Source organism: Acinetobacter sp. ANC_7682 (assembly GCF_056779795.1).
The window spans coordinates 86,826-103,411 of sequence record NZ_JBWYIQ010000004.1 but is presented as its reverse complement, the minus strand read 5'-3'; the positions used below and the strand labels follow the sequence as shown (position 1 = coordinate 103,411).

Below are 16,586 nucleotides of genomic sequence, written 5' to 3'. Positions count from 1 at the left end.
GCAAAGCTAAAATCTTGAAATCCTTATCAGATTAACAGCTTTATTCACTTTGCTTTGCGACTATTATACTGTGCTTAAAACTAAATGCACCATATTCAGGCACAGTTCATCGCAATAAAAAATATTTATTTACAACCTGTATCAAAATGGTGCATCTCAGAGCATGAACGTTTAATTATTAAACTTAAAGTCAAGTTTATTCAGGGATTTAATTACCTAATTTACCAAACGATATATTTTATAAATTTTTATAAATTAGAAAAATGGATCAAATTTTCAGACACATGCGTTTAACACATTGTTTTATATATCATTAAATAAAAATTTTTAATATTTTATTTTTATTTGAAAGACAAATAATCCAACTCAATCATAACTTTATTAATACACATCGAGCCATGATGAATCTAAATTTTGTGCATCATATTAGTTCAGTAAAATTAAATATCTTCGCTAAATGATGTAAAAGTGAACGACTGCGAGACTAAATCTTATAAATTATAAATTTACTGACTGCATTTTGTTTGTTTGTTTTTAAAACAAATCTTATTCATCAAACACAATGATTAAAAAACTTATGAATAACACGTATGAGCTTTTAGATTCAGATCAATATTTCATTTATTAGCGCTCTTCACCTAGAACCATTCATTCACACATTAATTTGATTTAAGTGATCAATATTGCTGATGTATTGAACCCCAAAATTTAACCTGCGCTGATAAAAGAATCTGCTATGATAACTGCCACTTAATCGCTTTGAGTTACTAGACAAGGATGCAGTCAACACTCTGTGATGCATCTTATCAACCTGAATAACAAAGCTAAATTAAGTTAAATTATAAATTTCAAGAGGTTAAGCTTAAAATGCTTCTGATGATCGACAACTATGACTCTTTTACCTACAACATCGTCCAATATTTTGGCGAGTTAAATCAGGAAGTAAAAGTGGTCCGTAATGATGCCGTGACTTTGGAGGATATTGAGCGATGGCAACCAAAATATCTCGTCATTGGACCTGGTCCCTGCTCTCCCTCTGAGGCAGGTATTTCAATCCCAGCGATTCAACACTTTTCAGGCAAGATTCCACTGCTTGGGGTGTGCTTAGGTCACCAAAGTATCGGGCAAGCATTTGGTGGAGATATTGTTCGTGCAAAAAAAGTCATGCACGGGCGTTTATCTGACATGTACCACTCTGATCAAGGGATCTTTAGCAATCTACCCTCTCCATTCTCAGCGACTCGCTATCATTCTTTAGTCATTGATCAAGCGACTTTGCCTGAATGTTTAGAGGTGACGTGTTGGACCAATGAAGAAGATGGTTCTATGGAAGAAATTATGGGTGTGAAACATAAAACCCTTCCCGTTGAAGGTGTTCAGTTCCATCCAGAATCGATACTCAGCCAACATGGCCACAAAATTTTCCAAAACTTCTTAGAAATTTATGCGTAAGAGCAAGACATGAATATTCAACAAGCATTAAACAACATTACGAAAAATATTGGATTAACACAGCCTCAAATGGAAGCTGTTATGCGCACCATTATGGATGGTGAAGCGACTGATGCACAAATCGGTGCATTAATGATGGGGTTGCGTTTAAAAGGCGAAAGTATTGACGAAATTACTGCTGCTGCACGTGTGATGCGTGAATATGCGATCAAGATTGATGTCAGTGATCTTCCATACTTAGTCGATATTGTTGGCACGGGTGGTGATGGACAAAACCTGTTTAATGTATCAACTGCATCAAGTTTTGTGATTGCAGCGGCAGGTGCAACGATTGCCAAACACGGTGGCCGAGGTGTGTCATCAAAATCAGGCTCGTCAGATCTATTAGAGCAAGCTGGTATTAATCTCGACCTAAATATGGCACAGACTGAACGCTGTATCCGCGATTTGGGTGTGGGTTTTCTCTTTGCTCCAAACCATCATAAAGCAATGAAGTATGCAGCAGGTCCTCGTAAAGAATTGGGCTTCAGAAGCATTTTCAACTTACTTGGCCCGCTTACGAATCCGGCTGGTGTAAAGCGCTTTGTAATTGGCGTGTTCTCAACAGAATTATGTCGACCTATTGCTGAAGTTCTTAAGCAACTTGGTGCTGAGCACGTCATGGTTGTTCACTCTAAAGATGGGCTAGATGAAATCAGTCTTGCTTCATCCACCTATGTTGCTGAGTTAAAAAATGGTGAAATTACTGAATGGGAAATCCTCCCTGAGGATGTAGAGATTGAGTCTCAAACATTGACGCATTTATCTGTTGATAGCTCTGCTGAAAGTTTAGCACTGATCAAAGATGCACTAGGTAAGAAAAAATCACCGAAAGGTGAAAAAGCGGCCAGTATGATTGCATTAAATGCTGGTGCTGGTATTTATGTCTCAGGTTTAACTTCGAGCTATAAACAAGGTGTGGCATTAGCACATGACATCATTTATGGTGGTCAGGCACTTGAAAAGATGGATGTGCTTTCTGAATTCACAAAAACAATAAAACATTATGAAGCTTAATTAAGTCAGGACATTCTTATGTTAGATACCGCGAATACTATTCTTGGCAAAATTGTTGACCGTAAACAAGAAGAATTTGCTGCACGATTAAAACAACGTAGTTATAAGGACGTCGAAGAACTCGCTCAAGCCGCTAGCCCTGTTCGCGGTTTTGCTCAAGCGCTACAACACAAACGTCCTGCTGTCATTGCTGAAATCAAAAAAGCATCTCCATCTAAAGGCATTATTCGAGAAAACTTCAATCCTGCTGAAATAGCTGAACAGTATCAATCAGCGGGTGCGGCATGTTTATCAGTACTTACAGATATTGATTTCTTCCATGGTGCCGATGAAAACATTCATATTGCTCGCTCTCACTGTGATTTGCCTGCACTAAGAAAAGATTTCTTAATCGATCCTTATGGTGTGATTGAAGCTCGTGCATTGCATGCAGACTGTATCCTTCTCATTGTTGCATGTCTTTCAGATCAACAACTTGAGGAAATGTCGAAAACTGCATTTGAACATCATTTAGATGTACTGGTTGAAGTGCATGATGAATATGAACTAGAACGTGCTCTCAAATTGTCAGATCGTTGTTTATTAGGCGTTAATAATCGTAATTTAAAAACTTTCGATGTTGATTTAAATACATCTTTACGTTTGAAAAAATTACTTGATCCTTCGCGTTTACTGGTGACTGAAAGTGGCATTGCTACGCCTGCCGATGTTACCATGATGCAGGAAAATGACATTCACACTTTCCTTGTGGGTGAAAGTTTTATGAAACAGCCTCGTCCTGATCATGCCTTTACCGCATTGTTTGACAAACCTCAGAATATTTAACTCTAATTTTCTGCGGTAAATTGTTCGACTAAAAATAGTTCAATCTCATAAGAATGGATTTCCGAATCCATTCTTGCCTCCATTAATGCCAACAACAATAGCTAGAACAAATTCAAAATAAATTAGATTAATAATCAATCTCTTTTTTTGCTTTATCCCTTAAGTTATCTCTACTTAATTCAACACCTTAAAATCAACTTAAATACTTCTCACTACAAAGTTGAGGGATTTTCGGATTATAATCACATTCATTCATCTTCCACTTTAAAGTTACAAGCACGTTATGAGTAAACATGATTCTTCTTTATCAAAAGATCAATTTAATTTACTGAAACAGTTTAAGAAACAAATCAGTAATCCTGCTCCTCGTGTTGAAGCTCCTAAACCTATTGAAAAGACGGTTGAACAAGAGCATGAGGAAGATTTAGAACTCTTTCGTCAGCAGATGCAAGGTGTTCAAAAAATTGATCATGGCAATATTGCAAAAATTGAGAAACCAGCCAAAAAGAAATTAGATGCTCAAACCTTAGCAAAACGTGCTGCTGCTGAAGGCCCAATGCTTACTGATGAAACTGTGATGTCTGATACTCAAGCCATGCTCAATCCGGTTGGCAGTCAGGCCAGTCTGAGTTATCGAATTGCGACCTTACAACATAAAGTATTTGAAGATCTGAAAGCTGGCAATTTACGTTGGTTTGAAGCAGTTGATTTGCATGGCTGTACCGTAGAAGAAGCACGTTCAGCTGTATTGCAAATTATTCAGATGGCGAAAGAGCAAAATCAAAACGTCATTAAAATTGTTCATGGTAAAGGCCCTGAAGCTGTTTTAAAAACCTATGTTAATAGTTGGCTCAGACAACATCGTGATGTTTTGGCTTTTGTCAGTGCGCCTGAAAAACAAGGTGGCACTGGCGCGGTCTTAGTTCTGCTTAAACGTGCAGAAAAGAATCCAAAATTTACTCAATAATCGGAATTTTTTCTGAATATACGGCATTATAATCGTTTTCTGATACAATGCCGTCCTTGTTCAACATCTGTGTAAGTGAACACGTCTTATGTCTATGCAGCAATCCTACGCCAACATTTTAACTGCCGTTGGCGAAGATCTTACTCGTCCTGGTCTTAAAGATACACCAATGCGTGCTGCTAAAGCTTTTTCGTATTTGACGTCAGGTTATAGCCAAACGCTTGAAGAAGTGACCAACAATGCGGTCTTCCCTTCAGACAACCGTGAAATGGTTTTGGTCAAGAACATCGAATTCTATTCGCTTTGTGAACATCATTTACTGCCGTTCTATGGACGTGTGCATATTGCCTACTTACCAGAAGGTCAAGTTTTAGGTTTATCTAAATTTGCACGTATTACTGAAATGTTTGCCCGTCGTCTACAGATTCAAGAAAATCTAACTCAACAGATTGCTGAAGCTGTGGCTCAAGTGACTGGTGCTAGAGGCGTAGCTGTTGTCATTGATTCAGCACATATGTGTATGATGATGCGTGGTGTAGGCAAACAAGAGTCAACCACTCGTACAGTATCATTTGTTGGGGACTTTAAAACTAACAAAGATGAACGTCGCGAGTTTCTGAGCGCTGTTCCAGAAAGTTATTAATTCATAAAACCTCAACCTTGTTGAGGTTTTTTTTAGACCGTATTCCAAGGCTCAATTTCTTAAGGTGAATATATGACATCTCTTCATGTTGCAGGTCAAGGTCAACAACACGCAGAAAAGTCAGTCGACTTCCCGCGTCCTGATCGTCTCGTCCAAGGCAATCCCGAACGTCACACCTACAGTCTTTATGAACACGAGCATATGGACTGTGGGATTTGGGAATGTGAAGTTGGTGCTTGGAATATTCAATTTGCCGACAATAAACAAGAATTCTTTCAAATTATAGAAGGAAAAGTTCGCATCCACACTCAAAGTAAAAATCACTTTATCGAAGTTTCGGCAGGTCAAGCAGGTGTAATCCCACCAGGATTCATTGGCACATTTGAAGTCGTTGAACAAGTAAAAAAGTACTATGTGAATGTAATCGTTTAAAAACAAGCTTCACCTTTCAACACAGTACTTCCTAGTACTGTGTATTTACCAATAGCGTGTAAATCCTAAACTAGTTTGATGCCAATCATGCTGTTCTTGTAATTGATAATTCCAGTGAATAGAGATAGCACTTTGCGAGTTAAGTGCATACTGAACTGAGGATCGTAGTCCGAGCTGCCAAGCCTGCTGATCCTCCCAAAAAGGGATTTCAATTTGCACTAAGCTATTCACTCGATCTGACCATAAACTTTGGCAACCTACAGTTGGCCCTAGCCCCAATCTCCAGCCCTTTTCTAAAATTTTTCCAGCTTGAATATGATTCTGCATCTGCGCATAACACAGGTGTTCACGATCTGCATCTGCCCAACTATATCCAAACTGTGTTGATAGATTCAAAACACCATGTTGCTCGGTATCACTGAAATTTCCAGAATCATCAATTGAGATTTGCTTCCAACCGAATCCAAATCCCCAGCTCAACGGCGTCTTAAAAGGCGTAATTGGATTATAAGAATTCACTTCTAAAAGATCCAAATCAGCCAACTTGAGTTGATCATTCCGAAACTCAAGACTTCCCTCAAGAAATTTCAACTGTGTTCCAAGTCGGTATCCCCCCTGAGGATCAGATAAATCATGATACGCTAGTCGATGGTTGATCTGCACAAACGTATCGTCCTGCACTCGTCCAAATTCAATCGATGTTTTTCGAGCATGATGCCCATCCACAGGGTCAATTCGTGGTCTTGCCACTTCAGTACGTTGTTTTTCAACAGGGAGTTGACTTCTTAAACTCAAAATTTGTCGTATTTTAGGTTGCGCAATACTCGCTTCGATTTTTTGAGAAATAAGCTGTAGATACAAATGATCATATGCCATCTCAAGAATACGCGCCTGATCCTTGGCCGTAAATTGAGCTAAAAATTCACGCATTTGTGCTGGTTGCACCAGCGTTAACTGATGTGCCGAATGTGCTAAGTCATTACCATGTTGTTTGGCTTGATGAAGTAACTGCGTTTCAAGTGCTGGGCGATAAACAGTATCTTTAATGAGGCCTTGCTGCTGCACCGCTTTGATGGTTTCGACTGGAATTGCAGTATGACTAAACTGTACTTGTAGATTGGCATCGGGTTTTACCAAATCAATGAGTCCCAATAAGCGGTAGGCACAATTATCACTTATAAAATAATAGGGAAATTGGACATGCTTTAACTCCCAGATATGTTGTACTAAACGTGTTGTTTCTTCTGGGTTTAATGCTAATTCGTATTCCCACAAATCACGGCTTTCGAAATCACCATACTCTTTTACTTTTCGATAGTAGGGCATTAACGAGTATTCACCTGGATATTGACCCGTTAAACCTTTCCAAGCAAAAGAAAAACTATCACTATTTTCGACCGTCGCGGCGTAGTTGACTGCATAAGAAATAAGATTAAGCTCTTTTTGATCTTTAGGATCAAGACGTAGCAAGGTATGACCAAACATCGAACTTGGATTTCCCATGAAATCTGTCGCATAAATCAACGTTGCTTGATACGGTTTGATCTGTCCAATCCATTCCTCTAGAGCAGGACAATCTGCTTTAGGAAGCTCTTCCTGTTTTATTTTCAGTTGTTCTATTAACCATGCAGAGCGAGCTGGGAAACGACATAAAATGGATTGATCTTGTCCTCGATCTATAAATAATTCACGAATATTTGCATTCAGCTCCTCTTCTAAATTATCTGCACCATTTGCACTAAAAAAAAATCCTGAATAGCTGACTTCACTCTTCTCTTGATGTGCATACATTAATCTTTGCCAAGTTTTATTTTTATCAAGCTGATGGTGTTGTGCTTGTGCAATATATTGTTCAACTGGAGAAGTATATGCATGTGTCAGAAAGCTACTGACAATCAAGGCAGAAAAAAAAGCAAATTTCATAAAATGAACTTAATAATGATGAAACAAAAAAACCCTGCCATAAGACAGGGTTTTCGCAATTAAACGTAAGCTTTTAATACTTCGTCTTGAGACATAACAGTTTGAAGAGATGCAAGGACTTGGAATGCATCTTGATTGTCCGCTGAATAAATTTCAGAGAAATTTTCTTTTGATACTGCAAAGAAACGTGCTTTATCTTCAGATTTAATATTCAGAAGCTCTGCAAGGACGTTAAGACTTTCCCCCTCACCTACCGCCATATCACGTGCAAGAGCTTCGGCATTTTCATTTGTAAATGTTACTGCTTGTGCTGTTACTGTACCTGTACCACTACAGCCTAACGTCCCGAAAGTAATACCGAATAATTGGTTAGCAAATAAACCGTTGGTCGTACCTGCTAAGATTTTTGCAACTTTACCAGACTGACCTGCCCAAACTTGTGAACCGATACCACAACCCACATCACGGTCAGCAAATGCAGCTGTTGATCCTACTGCCAATACCGCAGCTAAAGCTAATTTTTTATACATAACATCACTCCAAACTTGATGTGCTCAAGTGTTCTTTATTGTTCCAATTTTGTTCTTTTACGAACTTCTTTAACATAGCGATATCAAGCCAAGAACGCAAAACAAATCTTACCAATGCCATCAAGTATCGAGTTTTTTTGATGAATTAACTTATTCGCCCTTCAATCGCCACAAACCCTGTGAATTCCGTTCACCTAAGATTTTTAAAACCAATACTAAACTCAGCATTAATAGGAGATACCAAGAACCAAGTTTCCCCCATCCCACCATATGCCACTGTTCCACTTGCGTTGGATACAACCAAATTTGATAAAAAGTACTGATATTTTCAGCAATCCAAATAATAAATGCCAGCAACAATAGTACAGGAAGCATTGGCAAGGTCATTTCATGATATTTAAGCTTGAACGTTATTTTAGTTTTCCAAAATATCAACACGCTCCATGCAAACAGTAAATATCGTATATCTGGGATAAAGAACTTCGTCATAAAGTTTAAATAGGACAAGATCGCTAAACTCAGCATATTAAAAAAAATAGGTAAGTTCTCAATTTCTACACGATAAAGCCTGAGTGAACGAGCAAAAAAACTGCCCACGGCAGAATACATAAATCCCGCAAAAAGTGGTACGGTCATAATCTTAAATACCGCAGGTTGCGGATATTGCCATGATGCAATCTGTGGATGTGTCAGGAAAATCTCCATGACCATGGCCACCATATGAAAAATTGCAATAACTTTGGCTTCAGCCCAAGACTCTAACTTTAAAAGCAGTAAACAGACCTGAATAACCACTGCATAAATCAGGAGGTAGTCGTATCGGTACAATCCATAATATTCTTGATGCCCCATCGAAGCCGTCATAGCAAAGGCTAGCAGTAATAAAATACCAAATAAGGCAGCGGATGCTGCCTTATAATGAAACTCAAATAATGATTTTAAAAAGCTCACACATTCATCCTAAATGTTTAGCCTAAATATTTTGCGCTGTACTCATGTACCGTATCAATGAAAACTTTAGGATTCGCAGGATCTACCCATTGGGTGATACCGTGTCCAAGGTTTGCAACATAACCCGTTTTTTCACCAGCAGCATATGCATCATCGAGCATTAATTTTACTGACTTTTCGATACTCGCAGGAGAGCCATATAATGTTGCAGGGTCTAAATTACCTTGTAGGGCAGCGCGACCAGCAACAGTTTGACGTGCAACATTTAAAGGGGTTGTCCAATCTAGTCCAAACGCATCTGCGCCAGTTGCGATCATAGGTTCTAACCATTGACCACCACCTTTGGTAAATAAAATTACTGGTACTTTGCGGCCTTCATTTTCACGCTTTAAACCCTTCACGATTTTGTGCATATAATTGAGTGAAAATTCTTGATATTCTCGATGTGCAAGTGCACCACCCCAACTGTCAAAAATTTGAATCGCCTGCGCACCTGCCTCAATCTGTGCGTTCAAATAATCTATGACTGAATCAGCCAAATGATCTAACAAGGCATGTAAAACTTCAGGTTGTGCATACATCATTTGCTTGGTGTAACGGAAATCTTTACTCGACCCACCCTCGATCATATAAGTCGCGAGTGTCCATGGACTCCCAGAAAACCCGATTAGCGGTACCTGGCCACCTAATGCTGATCGGATTGTCGACACTGCATTCATGACATAGTCTAAGTCCGATTTAGCATCAATTTTTGGTAATTGGGCTACATCCTGCTCAGTACGGACTGTTTTCTTAAATTTTGGTCCTTCCCCAGCTTCAAAATAAAGTCCTAAGCCCAAAGCATCAGGAACAGTCAAAATATCTGAAAATAAAATGGCTGCATCTAAGTCATAGCGACGAAGCGGCTGTAAAGTCACTTCACAAGCAAAGTCATTATTTTTGCATAAAGAAAGAAAATCACCCGCAGTTGCGCGTGTTGCACGATATTCAGGTAAATATCGACCAGCCTGACGCATCATCCAAACTGGCGTGCAGTCCACAGGTTCACGTAATAAGGCACGCAGAAAACGATCATTTTTTAAGGTCGTCATTTACTTTCTCGATGCAAAATTGAAATTCCATTCATCATACCAAAAAGCTGCACTTTAAAGTATTTAGTTAGAATGAAAATAAAGATTGAGACTATCGGAATTTATTTGATTTAAACAAAACAAATACTGCATATCCGTGTTTTTTCTGCAATACTTTATCCGTGTTTTTATAAATCAATATGAATAATTCTTAAGGTTGAATTACATGTTCGTTCGCTCAATTCTTGCTTTGAGTTTAAGTTGTATTATGTCTGGAACTGCATTGGCTGCTTCTGGTACTGCTGAACAACCGTTTTCTCCAATTACAAAAACGAGTTTAGATACTATTCAAGATCCAATTGATCCTCTCGCGGTAGAATCTAGCTCTGAAGCCCAAATTAGCCAGCAAGAGCAAAATGATCTAAATCAAGCTGCAGATACGCTTCAAAACCTAGAAAGAACTGAGGATAGCACTGCGGACATTGGCAGTGCACCTGCATCTTCAGCAGTGACAAATTCAGCTCCATCTACATCAGCACCTGCTACAGCAAATTCATGGACGCTAGAAAGTTTGAATAATGCTGAATGGTATGAAAATATTGGCAAAGGTCAATTCCCTGTATATGCCCGTGCACATGTAATGTTAAATAATTCACATGCTTCACCAGGTGCTATTGACGGTACAAGTGGAAAAAATACACTTAAAGCTATTGCTTCATTCCAGCAAATGAATGGTTTAAAGGCTACAGGTGTTTTGACGAAAGAAACTTGGGATGCTCTAGTTGCACGCCAAGCTGGTAAACCTGCTTATGTTGAATATACGATTACCGAAGCAGACCTAAAAGGTCCTTATGCAGCCTCAATTCCTCATGACTATGCTTTACAAGCGAAAATGAAAGGTCTTTATTACACTCGTGTAAGTGAAATGCTGGCTGAAAAATTTCATATGGATGAAGAGTTTCTCAAGAAACTAAATCCTAAAGCGACATTTAAGAAAGCTGGTGAAAAGCTTATTGTGACCAACATTCGCAATGAACTTCCAGAAAATATTCATTTAATCGTGGCACATAAAGGAGCTAAACAACTTTATTTGTTTAACCAACAGAACCAAATGGTTGGCTCATTCCCAGCAACCATCGGTAGTGCTGACACTCCTTCGCCGACTGGAACATATAAAATTACTGGTGTAGCGAAAAACCCTTGGTATAGCTATTCACCAAGTAACTTTGTACAAGGTAAAAATTTGAAGCCACTTTCATTACCACCTGGTCCTAATGGTCCTGTAGGTAATATCTGGATCGGTTTAAGCAAAAAATCGTTCGGTATTCACGGTACACCTAATCCATCAAGCATTTCAAAGACAGCTTCACACGGTTGTATCCGCTTAACCAACTGGGATGCGAATGATCTGGGTAACAAAGTTCGTTCTGGCGTTACAGTAAAATTCTTAGAATAATCTAATTTTAAAAAGCCTGCTTCAAGCAGGCTTTTTTATCCTTTTTATGTTTCAAAATTAGAACGATACGTTGTCCTAACCTACTATCTTATTCATTTTAAACTATTAAAATAACATCATCTTTAAGAATAATGAAAGGAGCATCATCATGAATGCTTATTTACATCGCAGTGAATCACGTGGTCATGTAAAAATGGGTTGGTTAGAATCCAAACACAGCTTCTCATTTGGGAGCTGGTATGACCCTAACCACATGGGCATCAGTGCTCTCCGTGTCATTAATGATGACCTCATAGCTGGTCATCAAGGCTTCGGTACACATCCACACGACAATATGGAAATTCTCACCTGTGTATTGCAGGGAGCGATTACACATAAAGATAGTATGGGTAACCACGGTGATATCAAAGCTGGTGAATGGCAACTGATGAGTGCAGGTACAGGCATTCAACACAGTGAAATAAACCAAGGTGATGAAACAGTTCATTTACTGCAAATCTGGATTATTCCAAATCAGCGCGATGCAGAGCCGAATTACCAACAAATTCAACTCGATCCTGCTGAACAACCGAACAAATGGCATCTGATTTGTGGACCGACAGAACAAGCACCCATGCATATTCGCCAAAATGCGGAGGTTAAAACAGCTGTTTTGGAGAAAGGTCATTCACTTGAAGTTGTTGCAACACAACATGTCAGCTATCTACATGTGATTAGTGGTACAATTCAAGTCGCTGAACACATTGTGAATGCTGGAGATGCTATTGCATTTATTGATCCAGCGCAGATTAAAGCATCGGAAGATGCTCGTGTGATTTGGTTCGATCTTCCAGAAAAAGTGGCTTAAACGCTGTAGAAAAACCACCTTAGGGTGGTTTTTTTATAATATGCTCAAAAAATTAAATAAAACAGTAAATATCTGTCTTAGTATCGCACCAACATGAAGAAAATAAAAAAGCCACTAATAATTAGTGGCTTTTTAAAAATTTGGCGGAAGCGGTGAGATTCGAACTCACGGAGGACTCACACCCTCGTCGGTTTTCAAGACCGGTGCATTAAACCGCTCTGCCACGCTTCCAATGGCGGCTATCATATAAATATTTTTTAAAATTGGCAAACACTTTTCTAAGAAATTTTGCTCGCCTGCCTATTTTTAAATCAAAAAGCACTATTTTGCTGAATTTTCGAGCTTTTCATACCGAATTGAATTAATAAACCATGTTTTTTTCCCCAAGGGGGTATGTACTTCAAATTCATCATCTACTTGCTTACCTAACATTGCACGTGCCATAGGTGAATCTATTGAAATATGTTGAGGATGATGATCATAAATTTCATCTACACCGACAATCCGAATCGTCTTTAATTGTCCTTCCTCGTTCTCGATGTCTACCCAAGCTCCAAAATATACTTTGCCCTCTTGTTCAGGAGAAAAATCGATAATCCGCAACTCTTCAAGTCGTTTACCGAGGTAACGAACACGACGGTCTATTTTTCGTAAAATTTGTTTATTGTATTGATAATCTGCGTTTTCAGAACGATCACCTAAACTGGCAGCCCAATTCACTTTTTTGGTGATTTCAGGTCGTTCCTCATGCCATAAGTATTGTAGTTCTGCGACCAATTTGTCATGCCCACTTCGGGTAATTAAATTCGATTTCATAGGCGATAAAATGAGTATTTTGCTTACGTTATAGCGACACATTGCAACATTTTATACCGCATTTCTACATGGAAAAATTTTATAAAGTTTTTTCTTTTTATTTATCAATATCTTAAAACCATGTTTTTTATTTTTTTTTGTACAAAATTTGACATGAGTAAAATTGACCATTAATATGCGCCCATGTTTTATCTTGATTACTTTTTGTACGAAGATCTTTTCTTCAATATTTTATCCACCCACACATGTCATTTTGAATGACGTTCATGACGCCCACCCTAATTGAATTTATCAACTTTAAATAAAAGTTTAAGGCGGTACTGCTTTTGCTTTTTTTGGGCATAAATTACTTGTAGCGGAGACAACATGCGCAGTAGTTCAAACACTGGATCGAGGCTTTGCCTTAATTCACTAACTTCTTCTCTCTCGTTTAAAGCGATGGTCCTCGCTACAGCATTTATCCCATTTCATGCATTAAATGCAACAAAGACCGATAACCAATACAACTCCATTGTAAATTCGAACAAACTTACAGTGGTGGCCGTGTCAAATCCCACCGTGGTTTTTAAAGATGGTAACTTCAAACATGGCTTTGGCTATGACTTGGTGAGCAGTTATGCTCAAAATTTAAATGTAAAACTAGATTTTAAAACGGTTCAAAGTAATGAAGCCGCTTTGAAAATGGTGCAGCAAGGTAAAGCTCATTTTGCGGTGACCACAGCATCGATCATGACCATTGAGCAAAAGAATCTTACAGGTTTTTCCGCATCATGTGGTGACCTTGAAAGCTTACGCAAAAATGGACTTAATCCAGAAATCAATTGGGTTTTTAAAAATGCTGCTGATCCTTTAACAGATACTGCAAGTGGTTTTGTTTGTCAAAGCAAGCAAAATGGTGCTATCCGTCAAATGGCATCTTTCTACAACCGCAATGTGGTTAAACAAGATGATTGGGATACTATTCAGCGCAATCTGAAAACACGTATGCCAATTTATAAAGCAAGCTTTAAGAAGTCAGCTCAAACATACGACTTAGATTGGCACTTCCTCGCTGCGATAGGTTATCAAGAGTCTTTCTTAAAACCGAATTCTGTGTCTCCCACAGGTGTGCGTGGCATCATGATGCTCACCAACAACACAGCAAAAGCAATGGGTGTGTCGAATCGTGTTGATCCTGCTCAAAGTATTGCAGGTGGTGCGAAGTATTTTGATCTGATGATGTCGAAATATGATTATATTCCTAAACATGATCGTTATTGGTATGCCCTCGTGGCTTACAATATGGGGCCAGGTGCCACAGATGCGATTATGAAGCGCCTAAAAGCCCAAGGAAAAAATCCGAATGATTGGATACAGGTATATGATTTTCTTTACCGTAATCAATCGCACAATACGCGTTATAAGCAAGCGATCCAATACGTCACTCGTATTCGTGCTTATTTAGAACATATTAAAACGACACCAAGTTTGGTGAGTATTTAACAAAAAAAAGCTTACCTAAAGGTAAGCTTTTTTTTGTTTAAAAAGTCTTAAGTAGTTTGCTCTAAAACTTTTTTGAACAAATCTTTTTGTTCTTGGCTTGGCTTCGCTGTTTGTAAAGCCATCAATTGAGACATATCGCCTTGAACTTTGATTTTACCAGTCATAAATGCTTGCATAGCAGCAGCCATGTCAAACTCTAAGAATACTTTGCGTAAAGTATCCGCATCTAAGTTTAAAGTTGTTTTAGCATTCGCAGAAGCGCCTTTTTGGATCTTACCGCTATCAAGCGCTAATTCAGTCGTTCCTTCGCTACCTGTTACTACAAGATTCAATGCTAGATTTGCTAATGATGGTGGTAAGTTCAAATCACCAGCTTCAGCTGTAAGTTTCTCAACGTTTGCAAACCAATCATCAGTTAAAAATGCAGGCATGTTCTTTCCTCGATGTATTTATTCAATTTATTGCGTTACCTATCCAAGATAACAACATATAGAAGCTTTACGCTTGAGAGAGTTATAGCATGATATTTTCCAAATGCGATACGTTTTTTTGTACTCTGCGTTCGATTTTTTTTGTAAGTAAAACTAATCGCCTAAATATCATCAAATCTTTATTTTTTCACAAGTTTGTCAATGATTTTTTGTATCGGTACTACGACCTAAAGTGACAAAAAACATCATTTTGTAAATCGACTCAACACCTTCATTAAAATGTAAAAATCTAAGAAATAAAAAAAGCACTTCGAAAAGTGCTTTTTTTTATTAAGACGAATTACTCAGCAGCAAAACCGAGATTGACCATGCTAATACGCTTATTTGGTGTGTCCCCTTCGGCTGTTGAACAAGTTACATCAAAATCAACTTCACGTTGTCCATCTAAGGCTTCAAAATCGAAAAGATCTCGGTCGGCCAATTGCGATGGCGAGACATTCTGTAACGCGCCAAAAATGCTGTGTAAACGTTTTGGATGAGCTTTATCCCATTCACGCAACATATCATTGATGATTGCGCGCTGTAAGTTTTCCTGCGAACCACACAAGTTACATGGAATAATTGGGAATTTGCGCATTTCAGCATATTTGATGATGTCTTTCTCTTCAACATACGCCAAAGGACGAATCAAAATATTCTTTTTATCCGATGAAAGTAGTTTTGGTGGCATCGCCTTTAAACTACCGCCATGGAAGAGGTTCAAGAAGAACGTTGCCATAATATCATCACGATGATGACCTAAAGCAACTTTGGTCGCGCCAATTTCTTGAGCAAAACCATATAAAGAACCACGGCGCAAACGTGAGCACACTGCACAATAGGTTTTACCTTCAGGTGTAAGCTTTTTGGTAATGCTATATGTATCTTTTTCTAAGATGTAGTACGGAATGTTGTTTTCTTCTAAATAACGGGGTAATACATCCTCAGGGAACCCTGGTTGTTTCTGATCAAGATTCACAGCCACAACATCAAAATTGATTGGTGCTATGCGTTTAAACTGCAGGAGAATGTCCAGCATGGTATAGCTATCTTTACCACCTGAAATACATACCATGACCTTATCGCCATCCTCAATCATTTTGTAGTCACGGATTGCATGACCTACTTGACGACGAAGTTTTTTCAATAAACGATAATATGCAGAACTCGTAGGTGGCTCTGGCTTAAAATTAAATCCTTGGTTGGATTCAACTGGCGAGTACATAGACGACATTAACCATAAAAAAAATACTGCGCAATTTTAGCCGATTCAGTGCTTAATCGCATCTAAAGAATCTGTTTTTTACATCTAATTTTTATTTTTTCATAACACTGTCTTATTCACACATCTAAAATGGACGCTTGGGTTCATTTTTTAGTCGAATTGCTTATCTTTTGGACTTTTCCACAGTTTTCCACAAAACCTGTGGATAAAATTGTGGACTTTTTAGGGGTTGACAAAGTTTTGGCAAGATAAGATGGTGCTTTCCCTTAGATTGATCATTTTTTAGCCACTATTCTATATCCTTAAAATTCAATAACTTATATGTGTCAAGCAGTTGTTTATAAATAAAAATAAATAATTTTTTTGGATATTAAGCCAACAATTAAGACTTGATTTTTTCACAACGAATTGTTAAAAAACATTACATAGTCGAAAGACATC

At 38.3% G+C, this 16,586-nt stretch carries 16 protein-coding genes and 1 tRNA gene; 9 read left to right on the top strand and 8 right to left on the bottom strand.

Going from position 1 to position 16,586, the window contains the following annotated elements; genetic code table 11:
* The first annotated feature begins 867 nt into the window (after positions 1–867).
* The 6 genes from AC1M9D_RS02885 (at position 868) to AC1M9D_RS02860 (ending at position 5,375) form a co-directional block, all read left to right on the top strand.
* Positions 868–1,452, top strand: coding sequence for an anthranilate synthase component II (locus tag AC1M9D_RS02885; protein WP_092765952.1), 585 nt, complete (start codon positions 868–870; stop codon positions 1,450–1,452).
* 9 nt (positions 1,453–1,461) lie between these two features.
* On the top strand, positions 1,462–2,508 hold the full coding sequence (trpD, locus tag AC1M9D_RS02880) for an anthranilate phosphoribosyltransferase (RefSeq protein WP_481594150.1): 1,047 nt from the start codon (positions 1,462–1,464) through the stop codon (positions 2,506–2,508).
* Positions 2,509–2,526: 18 nt separating this feature from the next.
* Complete coding sequence (gene trpC, locus AC1M9D_RS02875) at positions 2,527–3,333, top strand: indole-3-glycerol phosphate synthase TrpC (RefSeq protein WP_481611461.1); 807 nt, start codon at positions 2,527–2,529, stop codon at positions 3,331–3,333.
* A 283-nt stretch (positions 3,334–3,616) separates the two neighbouring features.
* The gene (locus tag AC1M9D_RS02870; protein WP_481611460.1) at positions 3,617–4,300 is read left to right on the top strand and encodes a Smr/MutS family protein; all 684 of its coding nucleotides are present in this window, start codon (positions 3,617–3,619) and stop codon (positions 4,298–4,300) included.
* Positions 4,301–4,394: 94 nt separating this feature from the next.
* A complete protein-coding gene (gene folE / locus AC1M9D_RS02865) occupies positions 4,395–4,943 on the top strand; it encodes a GTP cyclohydrolase I FolE (protein WP_171076769.1) in 549 nt (182 codons plus the stop codon).
* A 72-nt stretch (positions 4,944–5,015) separates the two neighbouring features.
* Entirely contained in the window at positions 5,016–5,375 is a 360-nt protein-coding gene (locus AC1M9D_RS02860) for a cupin domain-containing protein (RefSeq protein ID WP_481611459.1), read from the top strand.
* A gap of 45 nt (positions 5,376–5,420) precedes the next feature.
* Here AC1M9D_RS02860 and AC1M9D_RS02855 read toward each other — a convergent pair whose 3' ends face one another.
* From AC1M9D_RS02855 to hemE, 4 genes are all read right to left on the bottom strand, one after another.
* Complete coding sequence (locus AC1M9D_RS02855) at positions 5,421–7,298, bottom strand: Lnb N-terminal periplasmic domain-containing protein (RefSeq protein ID WP_481611458.1); 1,878 nt, start codon at positions 7,296–7,298, stop codon at positions 5,421–5,423.
* 59 nt (positions 7,299–7,357) lie between these two features.
* The gene (locus AC1M9D_RS02850) at positions 7,358–7,828 is read right to left on the bottom strand and encodes a DUF3015 family protein (RefSeq protein WP_035266978.1); all 471 of its coding nucleotides are present in this window, start codon (positions 7,826–7,828) and stop codon (positions 7,358–7,360) included.
* Between the two features lie 150 nt (positions 7,829–7,978).
* The gene (locus AC1M9D_RS02845; protein ID WP_481611457.1) at positions 7,979–8,779 is read right to left on the bottom strand and encodes a DUF817 family protein; all 801 of its coding nucleotides are present in this window, start codon (positions 8,777–8,779) and stop codon (positions 7,979–7,981) included.
* Positions 8,780–8,796: 17 nt separating this feature from the next.
* The gene (gene hemE, locus AC1M9D_RS02840) at positions 8,797–9,870 is read right to left on the bottom strand and encodes a uroporphyrinogen decarboxylase (RefSeq protein WP_092765946.1); all 1,074 of its coding nucleotides are present in this window, start codon (positions 9,868–9,870) and stop codon (positions 8,797–8,799) included.
* Positions 9,871–10,075: 205 nt separating this feature from the next.
* Here hemE and AC1M9D_RS02835 point away from each other — a divergent pair, with 205 nt between their 5' ends.
* Both AC1M9D_RS02835 and AC1M9D_RS02830 read left to right on the top strand, forming a co-directional pair.
* Positions 10,076–11,305 (top strand): L,D-transpeptidase family protein, encoded by a 1,230-nt coding sequence (locus tag AC1M9D_RS02835; RefSeq protein ID WP_481611456.1) that lies wholly within the window; start codon positions 10,076–10,078, stop codon positions 11,303–11,305.
* Between the two features lie 148 nt (positions 11,306–11,453).
* Entirely contained in the window at positions 11,454–12,152 is a 699-nt protein-coding gene (locus AC1M9D_RS02830) for a pirin family protein (RefSeq protein ID WP_481611455.1), read from the top strand.
* Positions 12,153–12,293: 141 nt separating this feature from the next.
* Here the strand turns inward: AC1M9D_RS02830 and AC1M9D_RS02825 are convergent.
* Positions 12,294–12,383 (bottom strand) — tRNA-Ser (locus AC1M9D_RS02825).
* Between the two features lie 90 nt (positions 12,384–12,473).
* Entirely contained in the window at positions 12,474–12,968 is a 495-nt protein-coding gene (gene greB, locus AC1M9D_RS02820; protein WP_092765943.1) for a transcription elongation factor GreB, read from the bottom strand.
* A gap of 366 nt (positions 12,969–13,334) precedes the next feature.
* Between greB and AC1M9D_RS02815 the strand changes: the two genes are divergently transcribed.
* Positions 13,335–14,450, top strand: coding sequence for a transglycosylase SLT domain-containing protein (locus AC1M9D_RS02815; RefSeq protein WP_481586567.1), 1,116 nt, complete (start codon positions 13,335–13,337; stop codon positions 14,448–14,450).
* 47 nt (positions 14,451–14,497) lie between these two features.
* Here AC1M9D_RS02815 and AC1M9D_RS02810 read toward each other — a convergent pair whose 3' ends face one another.
* Together AC1M9D_RS02810 and ttcA are read right to left on the bottom strand one after the other, a co-directional pair.
* Positions 14,498–14,881 carry an SCP2 sterol-binding domain-containing protein gene (locus tag AC1M9D_RS02810; protein ID WP_092765941.1) on the bottom strand — a complete coding sequence of 128 codons (384 nt, stop codon included), beginning with the start codon at positions 14,879–14,881 and terminating at the stop codon, positions 14,498–14,500.
* Positions 14,882–15,221: 340 nt separating this feature from the next.
* Positions 15,222–16,145 (bottom strand): tRNA 2-thiocytidine(32) synthetase TtcA, encoded by a 924-nt coding sequence (gene ttcA, locus AC1M9D_RS02805; protein WP_035266955.1) that lies wholly within the window; start codon positions 16,143–16,145, stop codon positions 15,222–15,224.
* Between the last annotated feature and the right edge of the window lie 441 nt (positions 16,146–16,586).